Source organism: Acinetobacter sp. ACNIH1, from assembly GCF_002934695.1.
Taxonomy (GTDB): Bacteria; Pseudomonadota; Gammaproteobacteria; order Pseudomonadales; family Moraxellaceae; genus Acinetobacter; species Acinetobacter variabilis.
On the sequence record NZ_CP026426.1, the window covers coordinates 100,651 to 125,066 of the forward strand.

Below are 24,416 nucleotides of genomic sequence, written 5' to 3' on the forward strand. Positions count from 1 at the left end.
TCTAAATATTTAAATTATGCTGCCATTACTTTTGGTAAATGTCGATCATAAAATTCATTTGGTGTTGCCTTATTCAAGCTTGAATGAGGACGTATCGTGTTATAAAAATCCAAATATTCAGCAATTGATTGTTTTGCTTGTTTAACCGTATCGTAAGCCTTCAAATAGACTTCCTCATGCTTCACACTGCGCCATAAACGCTCAATCATCACATTATCCATCCACCGTCCTTTTCCGTCCATACTGATACGGATATTTCTCAATTTTAACTCATTCAAAAATGCCTCGCTTGTGAATTGACTGCCTTGGTCTGTATTGAACACCTCAGGACAACCATATTTCACAATTGCTTCTTGCAACGCATCTATGCAAAAGTCTGTTTCCATACTGATCGATACACTATGAGCCAGTACTTTACGACTATGCCAATCTATAATCGCACACAGATAGACAAAGCCTTTAGCCATAGGAATGTACGTGATATCTGTACACCAGACTTGATTAGAGTGATCTATAACCATGTTTTTCAAAAGATATGGAAAAATACGGTGTGCAAGATTAGGCTTACTGGTATTGGGCTTTGGATACAAGGCATGTATTCTCATCAAGCGCATTAAACGTCGGACTTTACGCCGACCTATTTGATGTCCTTGACGCTGTAGCATGTCTCGTATCATTCGACTGCCCATAAATGGGTAGTCGATGTGAATTTCATCAATCAGACGCATTAAACTCAAATCAGTTGATGAAATCTCTTTGGGCTTGTAATACAACGTGCTGCGATTGATTTGAATCAATTGCGATTGTTGTCGTACCGAAAGTTGATGGGTCTTATCGATCATTTTTTGCCGCTCAGTTGCCCTGTTTTTCTGAGTGCACCTTCTAAAAAATCAATTTGCAATGCCTGATGTCCTATCTTGGCATGTAAAGCTTTAAGATCAATCTCTGGTTCTTGTTGTGCTGTTGGTCGTGAAAAAATATTGATCGATTGCTCAAGCAGTTGATTTTTCCAATCAATGATTTGATTTTGATGTAAATCGAATTGAGTAGAAAGCTCAGCGAGTGTGTGGTCGCCTTTAATTGCTGCGAGAGCAACTTTAGCTTTGAAATCTGCTGAGTGATTACGACGTTTTCTTCGTGTCATGGTTGACTCCAGAAACAAGCATTTCCCATGCTTATTGGGGAGTAGATTATCACTTATAGACGTGGTCTAAAATCATAGATCCACATCAATCATTTATCCTTGTATCATGGCAGATTTAGCCTATAAAGGATTTCATCAGATTAAGAGTAAGTTACTCATTCCAATCAAGAAACCTAAGAATTTATCATTACCCAAAATAGCAAAAAAGATCAACCAAGAAATCAGTCGGCGTAGGATCACAATTGAACATATCAACGGCAAACTTAAACATTTTCGGATATTAACAGAACGCTATAGAAATAGACGGAAACGATTTGGTCTAAGAATGAATTTAATTGCTGGAATGGTGAATTGGATGCTCTTAAATTAACTTTCGCAAGAGATCTTATGTTAATTATTTCTTTCAATAGCCATTTCATAAGAGCTTTGAAATTGAAACTTCATTGTTTCATCTGTTGTTGATTTAATGAATTTTTCCATTTTGCCTTTGTATTCATTATGTCCAGATTTATACATGGCCAATAAGTAATCCCATTCAGCATAAGCATAAGCTTGATCATCTTTAGAAATTTTGTTTAATTCTTCTTTTATGCTTTCAGCTATTCTCCTCTGACAATTTTGAAGATCATTTTTAGGATATTCTAAAATTTGCATCAATTCACAATGTTTGAAGAGATTTGATTGCGAAGGTATTTTTTCTAATTGTCTTTTATTTAATTCATAGGCTTCCTTATACATTTCAAGAGCCATACCCCAATCTCAACTTTTTAAGTGATTGAAATAAAAAGGACATAACCCTATTTTAGTTTCCACCAAGAAATTAAAGCAAAGTTATGTCCATTGAAGAATTTATCATTTTTGTCTATGTAATCATAGAAGAACTTTATCCCATTGTTGTTACTCAGCCCCTGAGAACTCGTGGTTTTCCGCCTGCTGTTACTGATGCAGAAATCATCACTATGCAAATAGTAGGTGAATTTCTTGGTTTAGATACAGACAAAAATATTTGGATGTATTTCAAAAACAATTGGTTAGAATGGTTTCCAAAATTAGGATCTTATCCCAATTTCTGTAAACATTGTGCAAACCTGTGGCATGTCAGTCAATCCATTATGGCACAGCTCATTCAGCGTTATGGTTCAGATAACATTCACTTTATTGATGGCTTCCCACTCCCTGTCTGTAGTTATACCAGAGCTAGAAAGCATAAAAACTTTAAAGAATACGCAGGTTTTAGTTATTGTGCTGCAAAACAAGAAAAATATTATGGTTTCAAAGCTCATATCGTCATTAATCTTTCAGGCATGATTTCGGGTTATACCTTTGCACCTGCTCATTGTGATGAGCGAGATGTTGCACCTGAAATTACGAATGATATTTACGGTTTACTGGGAGCAGATAAGGGCTATTTAAGACCAGAATTGAAACGATATTATGAATATCAGGGTATTGATTTACAAACACCCTTTAGAAAAAACATGATAGATTTCAGACCTAAAGAGACACTGCAAATACTGATGAAAGCCAGAAGAAAGATTGAAACAGTGATTGGTCAATTAACAGATCGCTTTCACATTCAGAAAGTGAGGGCAAAAGATCTATGGCATTTAACCCACCGCATAACTCGTAAAATTCTGTCGCATACAATTTGTGTGGTGCTAAATAAAAAGCTTGGTCATTCACCAATTCAATTCGAAAATCTTATTTTAAGTTGAGATTGGCGTAAGATTAGTTATTTCAATCAATGGTAGTGAACTGAATAGATGAGACCGTTATGGGTTGAAGATAAGCTAAAAACCGGTGACTACCTTTATGTATAATGCCTCATGATGCGATTTTACTGTTCTGATTGTCGTAAGTTGGCAGTCCAGTAGAAACTTTATTGCTCAGCTACAAAAGATAAATGCAGTAATGTTAAATTTCCTCAATTCCCTTATTTTGAAATTCTCTTATTCAATACCCACGACAGTGGTTATATAGCCTGTTGTTAATAGAATTGATAGACCTAATAACATCTCAAATAAAATGGCATGACTAAGGTGTTTAGCGAATTTAGGATGTTGAAGACGCGGGGTGAAATACCATTTGTTGAAGGCAGCTAAAAGTAGAATACCTATAACAAAAAACATTTTAACCATGAAACCATAGCCATATGCAGTATTGATTAAGGTATTAAAATCTTTAATTAAAAGAAGAGCTACACTAGCGCCACAGGCGATTAATATCCCAACAATGAAAGCAGCAATACGTCCAAATACATGCATGCGATCTTTTAAAGGTAAACCACTTATTTCCCGGCTGGTTTTCCATAACGGATATAAAGACCCCATCCATAACGACATAACTAGAATATGGATTGATAATAAAATTTGAGCAAGTAAGGTTAAATTAGCGACATGTCCGAGCTGGGAAAAACTAAAAATAATCGGGAGAAGTAAAACACAAAATATTGAACTTTCAATTATAGAAAACTGACCTTTGTTCCTGTTAAGTTTAACCACCATGAGAAGAAGTAAAAGAGCAAAACTAATAGAACGAAGAACGTATATATACCCCGTCGGAGTATTAACCAATATATTAATATACGTGGGGTCCACCATACCTGTAATACCAGTATTGGCAAAACTACCAATCAGAATAAAAAATCCCAAGGTACTGGAAATTAGGCCTAATCCAGCGCCAATTGTAATATATTTAAGAATCGATTCTTTTAGTTCAAGATATTGTCTAAGTAAAAAATAGCAAAAGGCTCCACCAACGACAAAAGCTACACTTAAATATAAAATAACCTTAGTTAACCAAGTGGCCCACATCCAATATTCAGAAATCATTATTTTTGTCCATTCTAGAACAACATGCCAGCACCTCACTGACATGTTGAAAGGTAATCAATTCTTATTTAGTTGATTTGATAGTGAAACTATATTCACCATTCATGTTGTGACCATCTTTCCCCATTGTTGTCCAGACAACGGTATATTTACCTTTTTTCAGTTTCGGAAGAGCTACATCAAAGGATTTCTTTAAGTCATGAGTAACTTTATATTTTAAAGGAACATCTCTTCGCTGAGCATCCAGTAACTTAATATTCATCAACATAACCTCTGCACCAAAGTTAAGGGTCAAGTTCTTTGGTTGACTAAGGATAGATGCATTTTCCGCAGGAATCGCACTCACTAAACTCACATGAGCGAACGTAGTTGTAGTAGCCACAATCATCGTTGCAGCTACTACAACATTACGTAGAGCAGTCATTTTATTTTGAAATAATTTCATTTACGTTTCCTCTTGATTCGTTAGTTCATTAGAGATGACTTTATAAAATCTATATTTAATGAGACCACATCATCTCCTCTTATATTTCAATTATTAGTAAGAGACAGAAACAGGGCGATGACTTCAAAATTACATTTTTGTCATTTTTAAAAATCAATAGACTCAAGTGATAAAATTATTCAATAGAAATAAAAAAATTGACTATAACCAGCTACCACCTAAGTAAAACACCGGTGGCATAACCAGCGATCAACTTCATCAAAAGAATGAGTGGAGCAAATAAATGAAAAATACCTCTCTCTATTTGTTTGCTTCATTCATTTAAAGGTTGTATCGGCTGATCAACTGATGGAAGGAAAATATCATGACTTATATCCGCCAAACTTTACTTGCACTTTGTATAACCACTGCCGCTCTAGGTGCATTAGCCCAAAATCCTGAAGAGCATCAAACTCATCACCCAGAAAATACTCCTCCATCCACAGTCACTGTTAAAAAGACAGCTACTGGCACGATGACTCCAGACAAAATGGCTGCAATGGACCAGCACATGAAAGCGATGCAAGCCATGCATGAAAAGATGATGGCTGCAAAAAACCCGCAAGAACGTCAGAAACTTATGGCTGAGCACATGAAACTCATGCAAGGAGGTATAAGCATGATGAAACAGATGGGTAGCCAAAGCATGAATGCCAATATGGCTGACCGTCAGCAAATGATGGAAAAACGTATGGACATGATGCAATCCATGATGCAGATGATGATGGACTGTATGCCTCCGTCAGCAACTAAATAGTTACCCATGAATTAGGGGAAAGCACCATGAATCACCAACACCAAGAAAATAATTCAGTACCTAACTTCTGGTCTACACGTTATGCCATTGGTCTAATCGTGCTGGGTGGTATCGCAGCTTATTTTCTATTAACGGAACATTTAGCCCACGTTATCGGTGCTTTGCCTTATTTATTCCTTTTAGCGTGTCCACTGATGCATATTTTTATGCATGGTGGTCATGGGCATAACCACTCGCAGCAAAAAAAATCCGATATATCTGATAACAAAAAATAGCTCTTATCAGGAGATCCATCATGAATCATGCGGAATCGGCTTATGGTTTATGGACGCTGGTTATCATTAACTCAGCAGTTTTTATCATGTTCGCTTTCAGTTTTTTTAGACCTTCCACTGCGCGCGATTGGCGTACATTTGGGGTCTTTTCGGCTTTTATCATTGCTCTATTTGTCGAAATGTATGGTTTTCCTTTAACCATTTACCTGTTATCTGGTTGGCTTCAAACTCGCTTCCCTCAACTTGACTTACTTTCTCATAATGCAGGTCACTTGTGGTCAACGCTATTAGGTGAAAAAGGTGATCCACATTTTGGCATTTTGCATATCGCCAGTTACGTTTTCTTGGGCTATGGATTTTACCTGTTATCAACGTCATGGCACGTGCTGTACAACGCGCAACGTCAGCATTCTTTAGCGATCACAGGCCCTTATGCACGTATACGTCACCCACAATACGTGGCTTTTGTGATGATCTTGCTGGGTTTTTTATTGCAATGGCCAACTTTACTGACACTGATTATGTTTCCAATCTTACTCTTAATGTACAGCCGCTTGGCAATTAAGGAAGAGGCTGAAATGAGTAAACAATTTGGCGCTGTCTATGACAGCTATGCCCAACAGACTCCGAGATTTATTCCGAAATTCGGCCATAAAACTACTTTGCCATAAGAGAATTATTCATGTTAGATCAAAAAAATCATAATCAGGATCATATGACACAGGCTACAACAGACGTACTGAAAGACCCAGTCTGTGGTATGACCGTCACTGAAGAATCGAAATACCATGAGGAATTTAAGGGGAAAACTTACTTTTTTTGCAGTGATAAATGTCAATCAAAGTTTCATAGCAGCCCGGTGCAATATATCGCTAAACCCGCAACGACGACTGCCGATGCACATACACAGCATCATCAGACTACTCAATCCGTTAATGAGACAAGCACAACAGGCACGATCATCTATAGCTAAATACTAAATAAATCATTACAGTAATCTTTAAACAATTTATCAATATCTTTAACTCTAAATTTATTGCGAATCATTTTTACTCGTGACCACATTTTTTCTATAGGATTTAAGTCCGGGCTATATTTAGGAAGCCACACAATGTAATGGCCTGCACAACGTATCAACTCCTGAAGCCTTGTTCCTTTGTGAAAGGTGGCATTATCCATAATCAATACACTGGTTTTTTTCAGCTTTGGCAATAAATCCTGTTCAATCCAGCATTCAAATACCTCGGTATTCACTGAACAATCAAATACTCCAACTGTAAGCAATCTATTTTCGATTAATGCGCCAATCGCATTGCTACAATTTTTTAACTGCCAGTTAAATTCAGCTTCAGCTCGCGCTCCTTTATAGCTATAACTATGCGATCTCGTACTTTCGCTTTGAAAACCACTTTCATCGATATAAACCAGTGGTAATTGTTGTTCTAAACATTCAATCAAGTTCTGAAATTGCCGACGTTGATTTTGATCTGCTTTAGGGTGCTTTAACGTCTTTTTTTACGCGATATTCCTGCAGCATGTAGCGCATTAAATACTGCATGTGTACTGACACCAAAACGTTCTGCCCGTTCACTGATGTAATCATCGGGATATTGTTCAACATCATTCAATATTTGCTCTTTGCTAATTTTAGCTGGGCGACCAGGAATAGGTTTAGTTACAGTGGACTTTTTCCAATTCTGAATCGTCTGTATACAGACGTTAAAATGCTGTGCTGCTTTTCGCACAGACATTTTATCTCTAGTCATAATTTCTATGACTTTGTCTTTAAAATCTTTTGAATATCCCATGTTTCTATTGTTCTATATTTTTAAGTATTTGGCTATATACGTGCCCAATGCATCCAGAAATTAAACAAGATCATCCTGGAAACTGTCCTAAATGCGGAATGACACTGGAACCACTCATTCCCGAGTTAGAGGAAGATGAGAATCCGGAGTTACGTGATTTCCGCCGACGCTTCTGGTGGACACTGCCATTGACCATCATCGTGACTTTTTTGGCGATGTTTGGTCATCAAATGAACCTGTTCAATATGGCGGTTCAGAGCTGGATTGAACTGGTGTTGTCACTCCCAATTGTACTTTGGGCAGGTTGGCCATTTTTTTCCCGGGGTTGGCAATCGGTTGTGAATCGCAGCCCGAACATGTGGACGCTGATTGGTTTGGGCACTGGAGCTGCATTTATTTATAGTGTGGTCGCAACCATTGCACCGCAAATCTTCCCAGACTCATTTATTTCCATGGGTCGTGTCGCTGTTTACTTTGAAGCTTCAGCGGTCATCATTTCATTGACCCTACTGGGACAAATATTGGAGTTAAAAGCACGTTCGCAAACTTCTGTTGCAATTAAGTCACTCCTTGGGCTCGCTCCTAAAACAGCTCGCCGAATCCTGCCTGATGGAACTGAAGAAGATGTTCCTCTAACGCATGTCCATGTAGGAGATTTACTCAGAATTCGCCCAGGTGAAAAAGTGCCTGTGGATGGTGTAATCACTGAAGGAAGTAGTTCAGTGGATGAATCGATGCTGACAGGTGAACCTTTACCTATCACTAAACGTATCGGCGATAAAGTCATTGGAGCTACCCTGAATACCAATGGTTCATTGATCATGCGTTCAGAGAAAATTGGTTCAAGTACCATGTTATCCCAGATCGTACAGATGGTGGCGCAAGCTCAACGATCGAGAGCACCAATGCAACGTATGGCTGATCAGGTAGCAGGTTGGTTCGTCATGGCTGTAGTGACCATTGCCTTGCTTACCTTCTTTGGATGGGGACTATTCGGCCCAGAAGAATCAAGCTGGGTTTATGCATTAATCAATGCTGTGGCAGTACTCATTATTGCCTGTCCTTGTGCACTAGGCTTGGCAACTCCAATGTCTATCATGGTTGCGACGGGTCAAGGTGCTACTCATGGTGTGCTGTTCCGTGATGCAGCAGCCATTGAGAATCTACGCAAGATTGACACACTAATCATCGATAAAACAGGTACGTTAACTGAAGGACGCCCTGTATTCGATCGTGTGGTTGCCGCATCAGGTTTCGATGAATCTGAAGTATTACGTTTAGCCGCCAGTCTTGATCAAGGCAGTGAACACCCGCTAGCCGAAGCGATTGTAAATGCAGCACACGAACGTGGCCTGTCTCTTGAAACACCAGATAATTTTGAATCAGGCTCAGGGATTGGTGTTCGAGGTCAAGTGGGCGATCGTCAGTTAGCTTTGGGCAACACAGCACTGATGGAGCAATTAGGTATCTCGGTACAATCTCTGATTCCGCAAGCCGAAGAGCTGCGTTCAGAAGGTGCAAGTGTGATGTATCTCGCTGTTGATGGTCAATTGGCTGGCCTGCTTGCTGTATCTGATCCAATCAAAACAAGTACCCCCGAAGCACTTGCCACCCTGAAGGAAGCAGGTTTACGGATCGTGATGGCAACGGGAGATGGTCTCACCACTGCACGTACAGTCGCAGCACGTCTGGGTATTGATGAAGTACATGGTGAGGTTAAGCCAGCAGATAAACTGGAACTTGTAAGCAAATTACAGAAGGAAGGTCGTATTGTTGCCATGGCCGGCGATGGAATTAATGATGCACCAGCACTAGCCAAGGCTGATGTTGGTATCGCTATGGGGACCGGGACTGATGTCGCAATGAATAGTGCTCAAGTTACCTTGGTCAAGGGAGATTTACGCGGTATCGCGGTTGCCCGTTCACTTTCGGAAGCTACTGTTGGCAACATGAAACAGAACCTCATGTTTGCTTTCCTTTACAATGCCTTGGGTATCCCAATAGCAGCTGGCGTACTCTACCCATTTACCGGTTGGTTGTTGTCACCGATGATTGCGGCCTTGGCTATGAGTTTGAGTTCAGCTTCAGTGATCACGAATGCCCTTCGCCTGCGACATAAAAAGCTATGATAGAGAGTCTTTTTCTTCCACCAGATGTATCAGGCCTGATTGCAGCACTTGCCATCGGCCTGCTCATTGGTTTAGAACGAGGATGGCACGATCGTGAATTGCCCGAGGGCAGCCGAGTAGCAGGCCTACGTACCTTCACATTGACAGGATTGCTCGGAGGAGTGCTCGGTCATTTACAACCAAACTTCGGGCCTTGGCCGCTGGTCGCGGCCGTATTAGGGCTTTCCTTATTACTAACAGTGTCCTATGCTCGTACCGCAAAAATTTCCGGTAATTTAAGTGCTACCACAATTATTGCGATGCTGTTGACATTAGTTTTAGGTGCATATGCATCCCATGGCAATGTTACTTTAGCATTAACCGCGGCTGTAATCGTCGCTGTATTTTTGGATCTCAAGCCAACCTTACACGGTTGGCTACGCTTGATAGAGCATCGTGAATTAACCGCATCCCTGCAGTTGCTGGTACTTTCTGTCGTTATATTACCCTACTTACCCAATACGGGTCTGGGACCTTTTGCTGCATTAAATCCTTACCAGTTATGGTGGGCAGTGATCCTGATTGCCGGACTCTCTCTGGCAGGTCATTTTGCCATGCGGCTTACCGGTTCAGAAAGAGGCATATTCTGGACAGGTCTATTGGGTGGTTTGGCATCGTCTACAGCTGCAACTGTCGCACTGGCACGCTATACACGCCAGCACCCCGTCATGGTCAGTGCTGCTATTTCTGGAACATTGGCTGCCTGTGGCATCATGTTTTTTCGTATGGTTGTGCTGATAGGCGTCATTGAGCCAGCATTGCTAAGCACTTTTGGTGGTGCAATGATGATTGCGGGAATCCTTCTGCTGGGTATGGCATTGTGGAGACAACGCCAAATTACCAGCGCTGAAAACAACGATCGAACAATAGAAGCAATGGCTCCTTTTGATCTTGGGACAGCATTCAGCTTCGCTGCTTTCCTGGCTGTCATGGCAGTCTTGGTCCCGGCAGCAAAACAATGGTTGGGCACCAGCGGCATCTTCGTATTATCGACTATTTCTGGGCTAGCAGACGTAGATGCTATTTTAGTCTCACTTGCCCGCCTGCATAGTACTGAAGGCTTAACAACAAATGTGGCTGCTGTCGCGCTAGGGCTAGCCACACTGAGCAACATGTTAAGCAAAGCGACAATTGCATGGATGACAGGGGGGGGCACAGTTTGGCCGAGCTATCATATTTGGCTACACAATTGCCATGATAGGTGCTGGCGTAGCTCTGGCTCTCAGTTTGAGCTTTATGTAAGGTCAACTCGGGTAAATGGAAGATGTTCAAAAAATGAGTTAAAATGATTCCCCTTGCATGGATTCACTTTGAAAAACAATGGTAAAAATGATTCGACCATTGAGGGATTCAGCCTGGATGGTCGCCCCAAGCATATCAAGAATAGATTTTGTTATCGCGAGCCCTAAGCCGGTTCCTTCTTCTGTTCTTTGTCTAGATGCATCTGTTCGATAAAATCGATCAAATAACCTGGATAGTTGTTCAGGAGAGATTTCAGGGCCTTCATTTTCAATTGAAAATATTGTGTTATCTAAATTCTGTTGAAGTTTTATGCGTATTGTAGAATTCTTATTTCCATATTTAACTGCATTAGATAATAGATTGCTGAGTGCTCGACGTAACATAGCAGGATCACCTTTGACATTTCCAGATCCTGTTTGTTGAAGCGTCATATTTTTTTCGGCAGCTAGCGCATCATAGAAATCAAATAAGGCTGTAACTTCTTTAACCAGGTCAATATTCTGTAAGTTCTGTAATTTTAGGCCATGTTCTGCTTTTGCCAAGAAAAGCATATTGGATACCATTCGAGCCAAACGTTCTAATTCTTCTAAATTAGAAAATAGTATTTCTTGATAAGTACCAATATCTCGGTTACGGGCAAGACATACTTGAGTTTGAGTCATTAAGTTATTAATCGGTGTTCTAATTTCATGCGCTAAATCAGATGAAAAATCGGAAAGCCTTTCTAAAGCTGATTCTAGTCTGTCGAGCATATCATTGAAGGCAATTGCTAATGATTTTAGTTCTGTTGGTGTGTGCTCAACTTCTAAACGTTCTGAAAGATGTTGGGCAGAAATGCCTTCTGCGACCTTAGCCATTTTTTGCACGGGTCTTAAACCTCTCCAGGTTGCAAACCAGCCTAAAAACATTAAACAAATCGTACCGGCTAAACCAATGTAAAAAAGTTGACGCTTAAAATCATTTAAAAAATGTAGATGTTCAGATGTATCGATCCCCACAATAATGCGTACAGATTGTATCTCAGTATTTTTGTTTATATCCGTGTTGTAGATCATGCCACGATAAGTCTTATCCTGAATTTTCCATTTAATCCATGAATTATTTGCTGACTTGGTTAAGTGTTGAGTATTAATTGTTGAAGGTGCTGAACTAAATAAAACTTTACCTGTCGGTCGTTCTATTTGAACCATAAGATCATGGTGTCCAACTAAAGCGTCTCTCAAATAAAGATTAAGTTCTGGAGAGTTTTTAGGATTCTGTTGGATAAGATTCTGAATCAGCTGGATTTTACCTTCTAATTGGGTACGGTCTTGAGTCTCAAAATGATGCATTACTAATTTATTTATGAACAAACCCATAATAATTAGAATGAAAATAGTAGATAATGAGAAAATGATACCGATCCGGAAACTGATCGCTCTGAATAAATTATTATTCATCCTCTACCTCTAGTACATACCCCATTCCTCGAATATTCTGAATTAATTTGGGAGTAAAGTTACTGTCAACTTTACTTCTTAATCGTTTAATAGCGACTTCAACGACATTCGTATCACTATCAAAGTTCATATCCCAAATTTGAGATGCAATAAGTGCTCTTGGTAGAATTTCACCTCTTCTACGCATAAAAAGCTCCATAAGCGCGAATTCTTTAGCCGTTAAATCAATGCGTTGACCTGCTCGTGTTACCCGACGTTTTCTCAAATCAAGTTCTAAATCAGCAATCTTAATAATATTATTATCTTCTCTTTGTTGCCCTCGTCTAAGGAGCGTTTTTATTCGAGCTAGAAGCTCTGCAAAAGCAAAAGGCTTAACTAAATAATCATCAGCGCCTAGCTCTAATCCTTTTACTCGATCTTCGATTTGATCTCGGGCGGTAAGAAAAAGAATGGGCATTGTTTTACCGCTGCTACGAATATCATTGATAATATTCCAACCATTTAGTCCAGGTAACATCACGTCTAAAATAATTAAGTCATACTCTTCAGAAAGAGCTTGATGTTTACCCGTTAACCCATCTGTAACCCAGTCCGTAATATAGCCAGCTTCGGATAAACCTTGCTTGAGATAATCACCAGTTTTTTGTTCATCTTCAACTAATAGTATTCTCATTTCCGAATCCTAAGTCATTCATTAAAACTATAATAACGTTATAAAACATCTGATCGAGATAGATTACAAAAATGTCATTTTCAAGTCACTTAGATGTTCAGTGCTTCACTTTATTGTAGTAGCAAGAAATTAACTTTTAGAGAAACTTATGAAAACTGTAGTGCGTCGTAGTCTAACAATTTTAATGTGTGCTGGAACTTTAATTGCTGGTACTCAATCTTGGGCAAAAGATGTATCAACCTCAAGTGCCACTAAAACGGTAAAAGCACAGAAACCTTGTACAAAACCTTGTAAAATGGAAAAAGATGACAAGACTCAGCAAGATCATAGTCAACATCAGTCTCCTAACTCATCTGACATGTCAAAAATGGATCATTCTATGATGAATATGGACCATTCTAAAATGGATCATTCAAAGATGAATATGCCTGGTAGCAATAAATAATTTTATAAATAGCGAGAAAGAAGTATTAAAGTTTATACTAAATATTTGCTTTATTACTTCAATCTTGACCTTTCTAAAGGTGAGATAGAATGTCAAAAAAGTTAAGTCATGTACTCTTAATTGGAGTTGGTTTATTTTCATCAACTTGGGTAATGGCGGCAGTTAAAGAATATGATTTAACAATCGCTGAACAAACTGTAAATATCACAGGAAAACCGCTAAAGAGAATTACCGTTAATGGTAAATTCGTTGCACCACTTCTTGAATTTGAAGAAGGTGATGAGGCCGTTATCCGTGTTCACAATAAGTTAAAAAATCAGGACTCTTCAATCCATTGGCATGGCTTATTATTACCTGGAATTATGGATGGTGTACCTGGATTTAACAAATTTAATGGCATTGCCCCTAATAAAACTTATGAATATAAGTTTAAAGTCCGCCAAAATGGTACTTATTGGTATCATTCACATAGTAAAGGACAAGAACAAGACGGTTTATATGGTGCTTTTGTTATTTATCCTAAAGATAAAACTCCACTAACAGCTGCTGAAAAAACCGATAAAGATTACGTTGTTTTGCTTTCTGATTTTCATAATTCAACAAGTGATCAAATTATGAAAAATCTTAAAAAAGAAGCAGATTACTATCAGAACCGTCGCGAAACAGTATTCGATGTATTAAAACAAGTTAAACGTGATGGATTAAAGGCAACTTGGCAAGACCGCTCTATGTGGAATCAGATGCGGATGTTGAAAACAGATATGTCCGATGTGACTGGTTATACATTTTTAATGAATGGCAAAACACCTCAGCAAAACTGGACCGGTAACTTCAAAGCTGGTGAAAAAGTTCGCCTTCGTTTTATTAATGCTTCCGCTATGTCATTCTTTGATGTACGCATTCCAAACCTAAAAATGACTGTAGTCAGTGCTGATGGTCAACCTGTAAAGCCCGTTCCTGTAGATGAGTTCCGTATTGGTACTGCTGAAACCTATGATGTCATTGTGGAACCAAAACAAGCACATTACCAAATTGAAGCTGAATCTATTGATCGTACCGGTTTTTCAGTGGGAACATTACATGAAGAAAGCAGCCCAGCAGTCAAACAAATTGAGATGCCTAAATCTCGCCCTCGTGCTTTATTAACTATGGAAGATATGGGGATGAGCCATGACATGTCATCTATGAAAGATATGAATCACGATATGTCTTCTATGAAAGGTATGGATCATGATATGTCTTCTATGAAAGGCATGAATCACGATATGTCTTCTATGAAAGGTATGGATCATGATATGTCTTCTATGAAAGGTATGGATCATGATATGTCTTCTATGAAAGGTATGGATCATGATATGTCTTCTATGAAAGGCATGAATCACGATATGTCTTCTATGAAAGGTATGGATCATGATATGTCTTCAATGAAAGATATGAATCACGATATGTCTTCTATGAAAGGTATGGATCATGATATGTCTTCTATGAAAGGTATGGATCATGATATGCCGATGAATAGCGCTACTGTTAAGGCGGCTTCAGACAAGAATGATAATACCGTATTTGGATGGGCAAATGCTTCAACACCTGAAGGTAATAAAGCATTGCAATATAGTGATTTGCAATCGTTAGATCCTCAAAAAGACACTCGTGCAGCTGAACGTGAAATAGAGATCCGTCTTGGTGGAAACATGGAGCGTTATATTTGGACAATAAATGGTAAAAAATTTAATGAAGCCGACCCACTAGTGGTGAAGTATGGTGAACGTATTCGCTTAAAATTTGTCAATGACAGTATGATGGCTCACCCAATGCACTTACATGGCATGTTTATGCAGCTTGAGAATGGTCAGGATCCAAGCAATATGCCAAACAAACATACGGTAATTGTTCCACCTGGGAAAACGATAACCACTCTACTCACAGCTGATGAGTTAGGTGAGTGGGCTATTCATTGTCACCTGCTTTACCATATGAGTGCAGGAATGATGAATAAACTCATTGTAGCTCAAGTGGAAGATGGTAATTCTACAAAGACTGTTCCTCAGTCCCAAGTAAATGAGAAGGGAGTAAATCCACATGCACATCACTAATAATTTGTTTTCAAAAACAACTTTGATGATTGCGCTATTTGGATTATCAAATCTAACGTTCGCTAAAAATGAAACTCCTGTACAAGACAGTAATATTACAAAAAATATGAAAATTCTTTTACAGGAATCTGGAGGATTAAAGTATTCCCTTCAAGAGCGTTATCCAGAATATTATTCAATGGAAAATGCGAATATGGGGGATAAGAGTGTCCAGATTGCGCTTGAGAACTCTAACTCACCTCATGACAATCATCTTAAAGAACATGGTGGACAAATTTATCAAACGACAAAATTTGAAAATGAATGGATGGTTGATGAAGACGGTAAGGGCAACCTAGGAACAAAGTTTGAAACTTTAATTGGAACAGATGAAAATCGTCTATTTATTGAAGCCAATTCGGAAAAGTCAGAAAGTAATGATCCAAAATATGCTGTATCAGCACTTTATAGCCGTAACGTAGCCCCATTTTGGGATGTACAAGCTGGGGTAAGATATAGTGAAGATAAAAATAACAGCAGCAGCGATCGAGTGGATGGGGTTATTGGTATATTAGGTCTAGCTCCTTATTTCTTTGAAACACAAGCATATCTTTATGGCGGTGAGAATAATTTTTGGGGAGCAAGTTTTGAATTAGAACGTGATTTGCTTTTAACTCAGAAACTTATTACTCAACCTTATATCGAAGCAGATGTAATATTTAGCGATGATTCTAACTATGCTGCAAAATCAGGTTTATCAGAACTTAAAACTGGTATCAAAACCCGATATGAGATTACTAAGCGAATTAAACCTTTCATTGATGTTGCTTACCAATATGAAAAAGGACAGAAAGCCACTTCTATGCAAGAGGCAACAGAGTCTGAAAAGGGATGGAAATATGGTGCAGGTATCGAATTAGTTTTTTAAAATAATATGACTTGGAATCATGAATGGTAGCTTCGGCTACTATTCATGAATTATTACTATTTATTTTCGAATCTGTAAAACTAAAAAAGCTTAATTTTTGGTCTATTTTTATGCAGTGGTTAAAAACATGCTTATCGCTGTTTTTATCGTTTGCTATTCTTTTAGTAGGATCGGCTGCTACTACTTCGTCTGTACATCATCGGTGTTTAATGCCATCTGAATAGATGCATGTGGCATAGCCGTCTTCATCGATTTGAATCCTAAAGTGGCCCTAATGATCCGCTTTAGCTTGCCATGATTACATTCGATCACGTTATTTTTATACTTAACCTGCCTGTGCTCAAGATCTGGTGGACATTTTCTTTCCCATTTTAACCGTGACAAAGCACCTCCATATGTGTGCTTTATCTGTATCTATCACTTGTGGGGCCTTCCTTTGCCAGAAGATGCGGATACTGAGCATCCAAAAGTAAAAGAACTGCATGAGCTTCTTGCATGGTCTGAAGGTATGGTCTGGTGTTCACCTGAACGTCATGGTTCTATGAGTTCCATTTTTAAATCACAAATAGACTGGATTCCACTTGCAGGAGGAGCAATCCGTGCTACCCAAGTTAAAACCCTTGCCTTGATGCAAGTCAGTGGTGGATCACAGTCATTTAACAGCCTGAACCAGATGCGTATTTTGGGGCGGTGGATGCGGATGATCACCATTCCAAATCAGTCTTCAATTCCGAAAGCTTTCTTGGAATTTGAAGAAGATGGACGAATGAAGCCTTCAGCTTTCTATGACCGGATTGTGGATGTCATGGAAGAGTTATTTAAGTTCACTCTACTGACTCGTGGTCAAAGCAAATACCTGACTGATCGTTATTCTGAACGCAAGGAATCGGCTGAAGAGTTGTCCAAGCGTGTAAATCAGCGCAGTTTATAAATGCTGGATGGTATTAAATACTGCGCCTCATTGCCAGGTCAGTAACACTTTTATGCTGTACCGATGAAGTGCTGTTAAAGGTACAATGAATATTGTAAAAACCCACTCTTCATGATTGGGTTTTTACATTAAAGAAGTCAGAGATAAATAAGGAAAAGGTGAAGGCTTTGAACCAGAAACGGCACTGTTGCAAATAGGCTGACATGATAAGCTAAATATCTTATTTATTTCGAGATACAGCAGATGAATCCCTTCCACGGTCGGCACTTTCAAGGTGAAATCATTCTTTGGGCTGTTCGTTGGTATTGTAAATATGGCATCAGCTATCGTGAACTTCAGGAAATGCTCGCTGAACGTGGAGTGAATGTTGATCACACCACAATTTATCGCTGGGTTCAGCGTTATGCTCCAGAAATGGAAAAACGTTTACGTTGGTATTGGCGTAATCCTACAGATCGACATTTATGGCATCTGGATGAAACTTACGTAAAAGTGAATGGCAAATGGGCATATCTATACTGTGCAGTTGACCAACGTGGCCATACTCTTGATTTCTATCTTTCTGCTAGACGAAATACCCATTCAGCTTATTGTTTTCTTGGTAAAATTTTGAATCATGTCAAAAAATGGCAGATTCCACGAGTCATAAACACTGATAAGGCTCATACCTATGGCCGTGCTTTGTCGCGACTAAAACAGGAAGGAAAGTGTCCTGAAGACTTGGACCATCGACAGATTAAATACAAGAATAACGTGATTGAATGTGATCATGGCAAGCTCAAACGGATCATCAAGGCTACGTTGGGATTCAAGTCTATGAAAACGGCTTATGCCACAATTAAAGGAATTGAGGTTATGCGTGCTCTACGCAAAGGACAAGCTTCATTATTTTATAACGGTAATATTCTAGGAGAAGTTTGGCTAGTAAATAGAGTTTTCGGTCTCTAAGCTTTTTTGAAGGGAAAATCATCGACTCAGATCCCTATTTGCAACAGTGCCGTTGTTAGTGGTTTGACCCACTAACAACTAACACGTTGGCTATTCATTGAGTAAATCCTAAACTCAACTAATTCTTTTATTTATCAGACAACCATTTTTCGACATTCGACGGCACATTCACGGCAAGCATCAGCACATTGCTGGCAGTGTTGATGCTCATGTTGGCTACATTCATCTGCACAGTATTCACAAGCCTTGGCACAAAGCTCACAAATTTCTTTCATAAAAGGAGATTCATTTTGCTGCATACGAGCACAGAGCTGACAAATATCTGCACAATCTAGACAACGCTGAATACATTCTCGCATCATCTCCAGATTTTCTTCTTTTAGACAGGCATTTGCACAACTGGCACAGGTAAGGTAACAGCTCATACATGCCTTTGCGCAATCTGAAAATTGGATATCGTTCATCATACTTACCTAAAGTCACTTGATTTAGGAATAAGCTAATCAAAAAAAAAGATATACACTAGGACGATTAGGTAAGGGAAAGTAAAATAGTCATAGATTTTGTTAAATGGTTTTAGATGCTGGCTTTGAGTGATTTAGCTGCTCATGTATTCAGGCACTGTTGCAAATAGGCTGATATGATAAGCTAAATATCTTATTTATTTCGAGATACAGCAGATGAATCCCTTCCATGGTCGGCACTTTCAAGGTGAAATCATTCTTTGGGCTGTTCGTTGGTATTGTAAATATGGCATCAGCTATCGTGAACTTCAAGAAATGCTCGCTGAACGGGGTGTGAATGTTGACCACACCACAATTTATCGTTGGGTTCAGCGTTATGCTCCAGAAATGGAAAAACGCTTACGCTGGTATTGGCGTAATCCTACAGATTTACATTCATGGCATATGGATGAGACTTATATCAAAGTGAAGGGGCGATGGACTTACCTGTATCGTGCAGTTGATCAACGTGGTCATACGATTGACTTTTACCTTTCCGCTAGACGGAACAGTAAATCAGCCTATTGTTTTTTAGGAAAAATCTTCAATACGGTGAAAAAATGGCAAATTCCACGGGTCATCAATACAGATAAAGCAGCGACCTATGGCCATGCTTTATCACGGTTAAAGCGAGAAGGAAAATGTCCAGTAGATATTGAGCACAGGCAGATTAAGTATAAAAATAATGTCATTGAATGTGATCATGGTAAGTTAAAGCGGATCATCAGGGCCACATTAGGATTCAAATCTATGAAGACGGCTTATGCCACAATCAAAGGTATTGAAGTCATGCGTGCACTACGTAAAGGACAAGCATCGTCATTTTATTATGGTCAGCCTCAAGGTGAAGTGTGTCTAATCAACAGGGTTTTCGGTCTCTAAGCACTTTTAAAAAGGAACTTCATCGACTCAAATCTCTATTTGCAACAGTGCCTGATGATGATCCCAAACCGAGTTTGATGATTCCTAGGCTGGAAATCAAGCCCGGGGAGAAAATTGCGATTCTGGGCCGTAATGGTGCAGGAAAATCGACCTTATTGCAGCTCTTGTCTGGGATGCAGACACCGCTACAGGGCAAGGTCAAGCTGGATGGGATTGATCTAACCCTGATTGACCCGTCAGATGTGCGGCGTGATATGGGCTTGCTGAATCAGAACTCACAGTTATTTTATGGTTCAATTCGTGAAAACCTGACTTTGGGTGCACCCTTGGCCACCGATCAGCAAATTCTGGAAGCCTTACAGATTACCGGCGCACTGGGATTTGTACAGGAGAAAAAAGAAGGGCTGGATCATATCATTTTGGAAGGCGGTGTCGGCTTTTCTGGTGGACAGCGTCAAGCCTTGTTATTGGCGCGGCTATTGATCCGTCAGCCAAAAATTTTACTGCTGGATGAACCGACTGCTGCTATTGATGATGTGTCAGAAAAGCAGTTGATTGATCATCTCAAAGGGTATTTAACCCATCGTACGATGATCGTTGCGACTCATCGCCGTGCGGTATTGGAACTGGTGGATCGTATTCTGGTGGTCAATGATGGCAAGATTGTCATGGATGGGCCACGGGATCAGATCCTGAATCAGTCGCAAGGCGGTAATAATCGGGTTGTGGGAGCAAGTGCATGAGTGAACTACAGCAATTAAAACGTTCCAGCAAGGTCAGCTTTCAGGAACCGCCCTTACCCAAATCAAGTGTCATCATCTGGATTATCGGCATTGGCCTACTGGTATTACTGACCTGGGCCTGGTTATTCAAATTGGAAGAAGTATCTACCGGTACTGGAAAAATAATTCCATCATCCAAAGAGCAGGTGATTCAGTCTCTGGATGGCGGTATTCTGACCACACTCAACGTCAAAGAAGGTGAGATTGTAGAACGTGGGCAAGTATTGGCCCAGCTTGATCCGACCCGCTTTGAATCCAACGTCGGTGAATCAGAATCCTTACTGGTTTCGTCACGTGCCACTTCAGCCCGTTTACGTGCGGAAGTCACCGGCGCACCGTTGGTCTTTCCTGAAGAAGTGTTGAAATATCCAAAACTGGTTAAAGAAGAAACGGCCCTGTATCAGTCGCGTCGTGCCAATTTACAAGAATCCGTTGCAGGCCTGGAACAGGCTTTGTTACTGGTGCAGCAAGAACTGGAAATGACCGCACCATTGGTCGCCAAAGGGGCAGCCAGTGAAGTTGAAGTGTTGCGTCTAAAACGTGAAGCCAATGACCTGCGTAATCAGATGAATGATATCCGGAATCAATATTATGTCCAAGCGCGGGAAGAGCTGTCCAAAGCCAATACCGATGTGGAAACTCAGCAACAGGTGGTACGTGGCAAGTCGGATACTTTGAGCCGGACTGTTTTTAAATCACCGGTTCGTGGTGTGGTCAAAGAGATTGATGTGATGACGCTGGGCGGGGTGATTCCACAAAATGGCAAGTTGATGACCATCGTGCCACTGGATGAAAAATTACTAGTTGAAGCACGAATCTCGCCGCGTGATATTGCCTTTATTCGCCCTGATCAGGAAGCATTGGTTAAAATTACAGCTTATGATTATTCGATCTATGGTGGCCTAAAAGGTAAAGTGACCGTGATTTCACCAGATACCTTGCGGGATGAAGTCAAACAGGATCAGTTCTACTATCGTGTGTATATCCGTACCGATAGTGACAAATTGAGAAATGCCGCCGGGCAGGAGTTCAATATTACGCCGGGAATGGTGGCCACCGTGGATATTCGCACAGGTTCAAAAACCGTGATGGATTATCTGATCAAGCCGTTTAATAAGGCTAAAGAGGCTCTAAGAGAAAGATAATTCTTTTTTTAGTAACTTAAAGAGGGAAAGAATTAAAAAGAATGTATAAAACTCGAGAAATTTCCTGTACAAACGTGTTTGATTATATCGAGGTATTTTACAATCGAATCAGGCGTTAATGCCTCTCGACAGGATAAGTCCAGAAGTCTTTGAGGCAGCTTCAAAATGAGGCTGTCTCATGTCTAGGATACTGGAATCCGAAATTTACTAATATTAAAAGCCTAGCTAACGAGTTTTATAATAACCCGATATCGAGGATAAGAAATGGATTTGAAAAACAGGATAATTCTTTCTATCAAAAAAGAACCGGATTATAAATACATGATCGTATTTTATCCCCTCATTTAACATAATGGCCGTTATACGAAATTTTCAAAAAAATACAGTAAAAATGGGAGCTTAAAGCTCCCATTTTTGACTTCGCATAAGATGTATTATGTGTAAGCATCCGGCTAACACAGCCTTACCAAGCGATCCTATAAGCCTTAATTTAGTTCCCACCTAAAAACAAGTGGGGACTTAATCCATGAACATGGATATATATTCAGCAACACCTCCTGTTGCTAAAAAACGCCGAAAATACAGCAAAGAATTCAAACTCAGTATTGTCAATGCCTGCAAAAATCCTAATACCTCGATCGCTTCGGTCGCACTGCAACATAGTATTAATGCCAACCTTGTCAGTCGTTGGATCAGGATCTTCAGCCATCATGAGGGTGCCGTGCAGGATCCTACTCATGTGAATCCAGCATTTATTGCTTTGCCTTACACTGCTGCAATCAGCCAACCTATTGATGAGAGGATCACGTTGTGTATCACCGTGCCTCATACGAATAATGATATTCAGCTAAAATGGCAGACATCAGAAATACCTGCCTTGGCAGAATTACTCAAGGCACTTGCAACATGATCCGCATTGATGAAATCTGGTTGTCTACTCAGCCCATGGACATGCGTGCAGGTATGGATACGACCATGGCTCAGGTGGTGAGAGCCTTTGGCTACATCAAACCGCATTGTGCTTACCTGTTCTGTAATAAACGTGGCCATCGCATGAAAGTGCTGGTACATGATGGATTGGGCATCTGGCTGTGTGCCCGGCGGCTGGAACAGGGCAAATTTCACTGGGCTCAAGTTCACCAAGGTGAAACCGTGGCCCTCAGCCCGGAACAGTTACAGGCACTGATCCAAGGTTTGCCCTGGCAGCGCATTGGACGACAGCAGGTGGTGACGATGCTTTAAACCAGGCTCGACCATTCTGCTATTCTCCAAACGTTCTATTTCATTCTTCTCATGACCTCAGGCATACTGCGGTCATGAATACGCTGCCTGACTTAAGCCAACTGACCCATGAACAACTGCTGGAATTCACCAGGCAGTTGGCGCTGCAGCATCAGTCTCTAGCACAATCAAACCAACAATTGGATGCCAAAGTTCAACATCTTTCTATTCTCAATCAAAAATACGAGCATGAACTGGCGCTGTTTAAAAAGCACAAATTCGCCCAAAAGAATGAACACTTAACGGCAAAACAAATCCATCTCTGGGATGAAGCGGTTGAAGAAGATATTGCCGCGGTTGATCTAGAACTGGAACGGCTAAATGCAGATAAAACCAATGCAGCGACACAGAAAGCCAAAACCAATAAACCTAAACGTCGACCACTGCCAGATCATCTACACACCATCCGTATTGAGCATGAACCTGCATCAACCCAATGTGCTTGTGGCTGCCAACTCCGTCGTATCGGCGAAGATGTCAGTGAAAAACTGCATTTCAGACCGGCACAGTTCTATAAGGAACAGCATGTGCGTGGTAAATGGGTCTGTGATCAGTGTGACACTCTAACTCAGCAAGCGATGCCCGCCTATGTGATTGATAAAGGCATTGCTTCACCTGAATTGCTCAGCCATGTGCTGGTATCGAAGTATGCCGATCATTTGCCGCTGTACCGTCAGCGCCTGATCTATCAGCGGGCTGGCATTGATCTGTCCAGATCCACTTTATCTGACTGGATAGGTCGCTGCGGTGTAGAACTGGAACCTCTGGCCAATGCCTTAAAAGAGGTGGTGCTGCAACAGCGGGTGCTGCATGCAGATGAAACACCGGTCACCATCATGCGGATGGGTGAGAATAATAAAAAACCGAAGAAAGGTTATGTCTGGGCCTATGCCACCACACAGTATAATCCAGTTCAGGCGGTGATCTATGACTTTCAGGATAGTCGTTCAGGCCAGCATGCTGAAGAGTTCTTGAAAGGCTGGCAGGGCTATCTAGTCTGTGATGATTACAGTGGTTATAAAGCACGTTTTAAATCAGGCCAGGTGATTGAGGTGGGGTGCATGGCCCATGCACGTCGTAAATTCCATGAACTGCATGTAACTGGGAAAAGTCAGGTTGCTGAACAGGCCTTAGTGCTGATTCAGAAACTGTATGCGATAGAAGCAGAACTCAGGAAAAAGACCGATGGTACAGCGGAAGACCGCCGCGAATACCGACAACAGCATAGTCAACCAGTGATGCAACAACTATATGAATGGCTCAACCAACATCATCTGACAGTGCCATCGAGTTCTCCCACCGCCAAGGCTATCAATTACACTCTGAAGCGTTGGCCAGCCTTAAGCCGCTATCTGGATGATGGCAATCTACCGATATGCAACAATTGGGTAGAGAATCAGATGCGTCCCTGGGCGTTGGGACGCAAGAACTGGCTGTTTGCAGGTTCGCTGCGCAGTGGTCAGCGAGCGGCAAACATCATGACTTTAATCCAGTCAGCAAAGCTGAATGGCTTGGATCCGTATGCCTATTTAAGTGATGTGCTGAAAAGGTTACCGACACACAAAGTGACCCAAATTGAAGAATTGCTGCCGCACTGCTGGAAACCTAAATCGAATTAAAAAATAGGTATGGGATTCAGCGGACGCTTACTATTATGTTAATTTTATAAAGTCTTAAA

General features: G+C 40.4%; 23 protein-coding genes and 8 pseudogenes. 21 read left to right on the top strand and 10 right to left on the bottom strand.

The genetic code is table 11. The annotated features are described in order from the left end of the window. Positions 1–14 precede the first annotated feature (14 nt). Positions 15–1,144, bottom strand: a protein-coding gene (locus C3F22_RS17270; RefSeq protein ID WP_100833738.1) for an IS3 family transposase whose coding sequence is annotated in 2 segments (ribosomal slippage) — positions 15–892 and positions 892–1,144 — 1,131 coding nt in all. Because the reading frame shifts where the segments join, the coding sequence is not laid out codon by codon here. Between the two features lie 103 nt (positions 1,145–1,247). On the opposite strand from C3F22_RS17270, the pseudogene C3F22_RS17275 reads away from it, so the two are divergent. Further along, a pseudogene (locus C3F22_RS17275) lies at positions 1,248–1,514 on the top strand (transposase family protein); the annotation flags it as partial. Positions 1,515–1,534: 20 nt separating this feature from the next. Here C3F22_RS17275 and C3F22_RS17280 read toward each other — a convergent pair. Continuing rightward, positions 1,535–1,894: a hypothetical protein gene (locus tag C3F22_RS17280; protein WP_075316577.1), complete on the bottom strand. Its 360-nt coding sequence runs from the start codon at positions 1,892–1,894 to the stop codon at positions 1,535–1,537. A gap of 83 nt (positions 1,895–1,977) precedes the next feature. Between C3F22_RS17280 and C3F22_RS17285 the strand changes: the two genes are divergently transcribed. Further along, positions 1,978–2,859: an IS982-like element ISAba9 family transposase gene (locus C3F22_RS17285; protein WP_004282326.1), complete on the top strand. Its 882-nt coding sequence runs from the start codon at positions 1,978–1,980 to the stop codon at positions 2,857–2,859. Between the two features lie 234 nt (positions 2,860–3,093). On the opposite strand, the gene C3F22_RS17290 is transcribed toward C3F22_RS17285, so the two are convergent. Both C3F22_RS17290 and C3F22_RS17295 read right to left on the bottom strand, forming a co-directional pair. Beyond that, complete coding sequence (locus C3F22_RS17290; protein ID WP_005105846.1) at positions 3,094–3,975, bottom strand: copper resistance D family protein; 882 nt, start codon at positions 3,973–3,975, stop codon at positions 3,094–3,096. A 64-nt stretch (positions 3,976–4,039) separates the two neighbouring features. Next, positions 4,040–4,420 (bottom strand): copper resistance CopC family protein, encoded by a 381-nt coding sequence (locus C3F22_RS17295; protein ID WP_004681441.1) that lies wholly within the window; start codon positions 4,418–4,420, stop codon positions 4,040–4,042. A 364-nt stretch (positions 4,421–4,784) separates the two neighbouring features. Between C3F22_RS17295 and C3F22_RS17300 the strand changes: the two genes are divergently transcribed. The 4 genes and pseudogenes from C3F22_RS17300 to C3F22_RS17315 all read left to right on the top strand — a co-directional run. Beyond that, positions 4,785–5,216, top strand: coding sequence for a hypothetical protein (locus tag C3F22_RS17300; RefSeq protein WP_034171653.1), 432 nt, complete (start codon positions 4,785–4,787; stop codon positions 5,214–5,216). Positions 5,217–5,242: 26 nt separating this feature from the next. After that, positions 5,243–5,491 carry a DUF2933 domain-containing protein gene (locus tag C3F22_RS17305; protein WP_004695740.1) on the top strand — a complete coding sequence of 83 codons (249 nt, stop codon included), beginning with the start codon at positions 5,243–5,245 and terminating at the stop codon, positions 5,489–5,491. 20 nt (positions 5,492–5,511) lie between these two features. Next, complete coding sequence (locus tag C3F22_RS17310) at positions 5,512–6,162, top strand: methyltransferase family protein (protein ID WP_104427068.1); 651 nt, start codon at positions 5,512–5,514, stop codon at positions 6,160–6,162. Positions 6,163–6,173: 11 nt separating this feature from the next. Further along, positions 6,174–6,461 (top strand): annotated as a pseudogene (locus C3F22_RS17315) (YHS domain-containing protein); the annotation flags it as partial. Here the strand turns inward: C3F22_RS17315 and C3F22_RS17320 are convergent. Both C3F22_RS17320 and C3F22_RS17325 read right to left on the bottom strand, forming a co-directional pair. After that, positions 6,461–6,949 (bottom strand): transposase, encoded by a 489-nt coding sequence (locus tag C3F22_RS17320; RefSeq protein ID WP_158651686.1) that lies wholly within the window; start codon positions 6,947–6,949, stop codon positions 6,461–6,463. The pseudogene C3F22_RS17315 and the gene C3F22_RS17320 overlap by 1 nt on opposite strands. Before the next feature lie 44 nt (positions 6,950–6,993). Further along, complete coding sequence (locus C3F22_RS17325) at positions 6,994–7,299, bottom strand: IS630 transposase-related protein (protein WP_004779997.1); 306 nt, start codon at positions 7,297–7,299, stop codon at positions 6,994–6,996. Positions 7,300–7,331: 32 nt separating this feature from the next. On the opposite strand from C3F22_RS17325, the pseudogene C3F22_RS17330 reads away from it, so the two are divergent. Both C3F22_RS17330 and C3F22_RS17335 read left to right on the top strand, forming a co-directional pair. Continuing rightward, positions 7,332–9,428, top strand: a pseudogene (locus C3F22_RS17330) (copper-transporting P-type ATPase); the annotation flags it as partial. Further along, positions 9,425–10,709, top strand: a pseudogene (locus C3F22_RS17335) (MgtC/SapB family protein). The pseudogenes C3F22_RS17330 and C3F22_RS17335, both read left to right, overlap by 4 nt. Positions 10,710–10,747: 38 nt before the next feature. Here the strand turns inward: C3F22_RS17335 and C3F22_RS17340 are convergent. Beyond that, positions 10,748–12,148: a heavy metal sensor histidine kinase gene (locus tag C3F22_RS17340; RefSeq protein ID WP_034171651.1), complete on the bottom strand. Its 1,401-nt coding sequence runs from the start codon at positions 12,146–12,148 to the stop codon at positions 10,748–10,750. After that, the gene (locus C3F22_RS17345) at positions 12,141–12,821 is read right to left on the bottom strand and encodes a heavy metal response regulator transcription factor (RefSeq protein ID WP_004663993.1); all 681 of its coding nucleotides are present in this window, start codon (positions 12,819–12,821) and stop codon (positions 12,141–12,143) included. Before C3F22_RS17345 ends, C3F22_RS17340 begins: the two co-directional genes overlap by 8 nt. 148 nt (positions 12,822–12,969) lie before the next feature. Between C3F22_RS17345 and C3F22_RS17350 the strand changes: the two genes are divergently transcribed. The 4 genes and pseudogenes from C3F22_RS17350 to C3F22_RS17365 form a co-directional block, all read left to right on the top strand. Then, a complete protein-coding gene (locus C3F22_RS17350) occupies positions 12,970–13,266 on the top strand; it encodes a hypothetical protein (protein ID WP_004760992.1) in 297 nt (98 codons plus the stop codon). A gap of 89 nt (positions 13,267–13,355) precedes the next feature. Continuing rightward, positions 13,356–15,359 (top strand): multicopper oxidase domain-containing protein, encoded by a 2,004-nt coding sequence (locus tag C3F22_RS17355; RefSeq protein WP_104427070.1) that lies wholly within the window; start codon positions 13,356–13,358, stop codon positions 15,357–15,359. Further along, positions 15,346–16,266 carry a copper resistance protein B gene (locus tag C3F22_RS17360; protein WP_005237511.1) on the top strand — a complete coding sequence of 307 codons (921 nt, stop codon included), beginning with the start codon at positions 15,346–15,348 and terminating at the stop codon, positions 16,264–16,266. Before C3F22_RS17355 ends, C3F22_RS17360 begins: the two co-directional genes overlap by 14 nt. A 23-nt stretch (positions 16,267–16,289) precedes the next feature. Continuing rightward, positions 16,290–16,487 (top strand): annotated as a pseudogene (locus C3F22_RS17365) (hypothetical protein); the annotation flags it as partial. A gap of 16 nt (positions 16,488–16,503) precedes the next feature. On the opposite strand, the pseudogene C3F22_RS17370 reads toward C3F22_RS17365, so the two are convergent. Then, positions 16,504–16,693: pseudogene (locus tag C3F22_RS17370) on the bottom strand (DDE-type integrase/transposase/recombinase); the annotation flags it as partial. A gap of 9 nt (positions 16,694–16,702) precedes the next feature. Between C3F22_RS17370 and C3F22_RS17375 the strand changes: the two are divergent. Both C3F22_RS17375 and C3F22_RS17380 read left to right on the top strand, forming a co-directional pair. Further along, positions 16,703–17,197, top strand: a complete 495-nt coding sequence (locus C3F22_RS17375) for an NAD(P)H-dependent oxidoreductase (protein ID WP_392390339.1) — start codon at positions 16,703–16,705, stop codon at positions 17,195–17,197. 243 nt (positions 17,198–17,440) lie between these two features. Then, a complete protein-coding gene (locus tag C3F22_RS17380; RefSeq protein ID WP_104427072.1) occupies positions 17,441–18,145 on the top strand; it encodes an IS6-like element IS1007 family transposase in 705 nt (234 codons plus the stop codon). A gap of 134 nt (positions 18,146–18,279) precedes the next feature. On the opposite strand, the gene C3F22_RS17385 is transcribed toward C3F22_RS17380, so the two are convergent. Next, positions 18,280–18,609 (bottom strand): four-helix bundle copper-binding protein, encoded by a 330-nt coding sequence (locus C3F22_RS17385; RefSeq protein ID WP_026055492.1) that lies wholly within the window; start codon positions 18,607–18,609, stop codon positions 18,280–18,282. A gap of 216 nt (positions 18,610–18,825) precedes the next feature. Here C3F22_RS17385 and C3F22_RS17390 point away from each other — a divergent pair, with 216 nt between their 5' ends. The 7 genes and pseudogenes from C3F22_RS17390 to C3F22_RS17415 all read left to right on the top strand — a co-directional run bounded on the left by C3F22_RS17390 (position 18,826) and on the right by C3F22_RS17415 (position 24,357). Next, complete coding sequence (locus tag C3F22_RS17390) at positions 18,826–19,530, top strand: IS6-like element IS1008 family transposase (protein WP_001067790.1); 705 nt, start codon at positions 18,826–18,828, stop codon at positions 19,528–19,530. 56 nt (positions 19,531–19,586) lie between these two features. Then, positions 19,587–20,273: pseudogene (locus C3F22_RS17395) on the top strand (ATP-binding cassette domain-containing protein); the annotation flags it as partial. Beyond that, positions 20,270–21,457, top strand: coding sequence for an HlyD family efflux transporter periplasmic adaptor subunit (locus tag C3F22_RS17400; RefSeq protein ID WP_104427073.1), 1,188 nt, complete (start codon positions 20,270–20,272; stop codon positions 21,455–21,457). The pseudogene C3F22_RS17395 and the gene C3F22_RS17400, both read left to right, overlap by 4 nt. Before the next feature lies 1 nt (position 21,458). After that, positions 21,459–21,626, top strand: a pseudogene (locus tag C3F22_RS18680) (IS3 family transposase); the annotation flags it as partial. Positions 21,627–21,983: 357 nt separating this feature from the next. Continuing rightward, on the top strand, positions 21,984–22,367 hold the full coding sequence (locus C3F22_RS17405) for a transposase (protein WP_001055585.1): 384 nt from the start codon (positions 21,984–21,986) through the stop codon (positions 22,365–22,367). Next, entirely contained in the window at positions 22,364–22,699 is a 336-nt protein-coding gene (tnpB, locus tag C3F22_RS17410) for an IS66 family insertion sequence element accessory protein TnpB (protein WP_000618091.1), read from the top strand. The genes C3F22_RS17405 and tnpB overlap by 4 nt, the downstream gene beginning before the upstream one ends. 74 nt (positions 22,700–22,773) lie before the next feature. Beyond that, positions 22,774–24,357, top strand: coding sequence for an IS66-like element ISAba25 family transposase (locus C3F22_RS17415; protein WP_005080957.1), 1,584 nt, complete (start codon positions 22,774–22,776; stop codon positions 24,355–24,357). Positions 24,358–24,416: the final 59 nt, after the last annotated feature.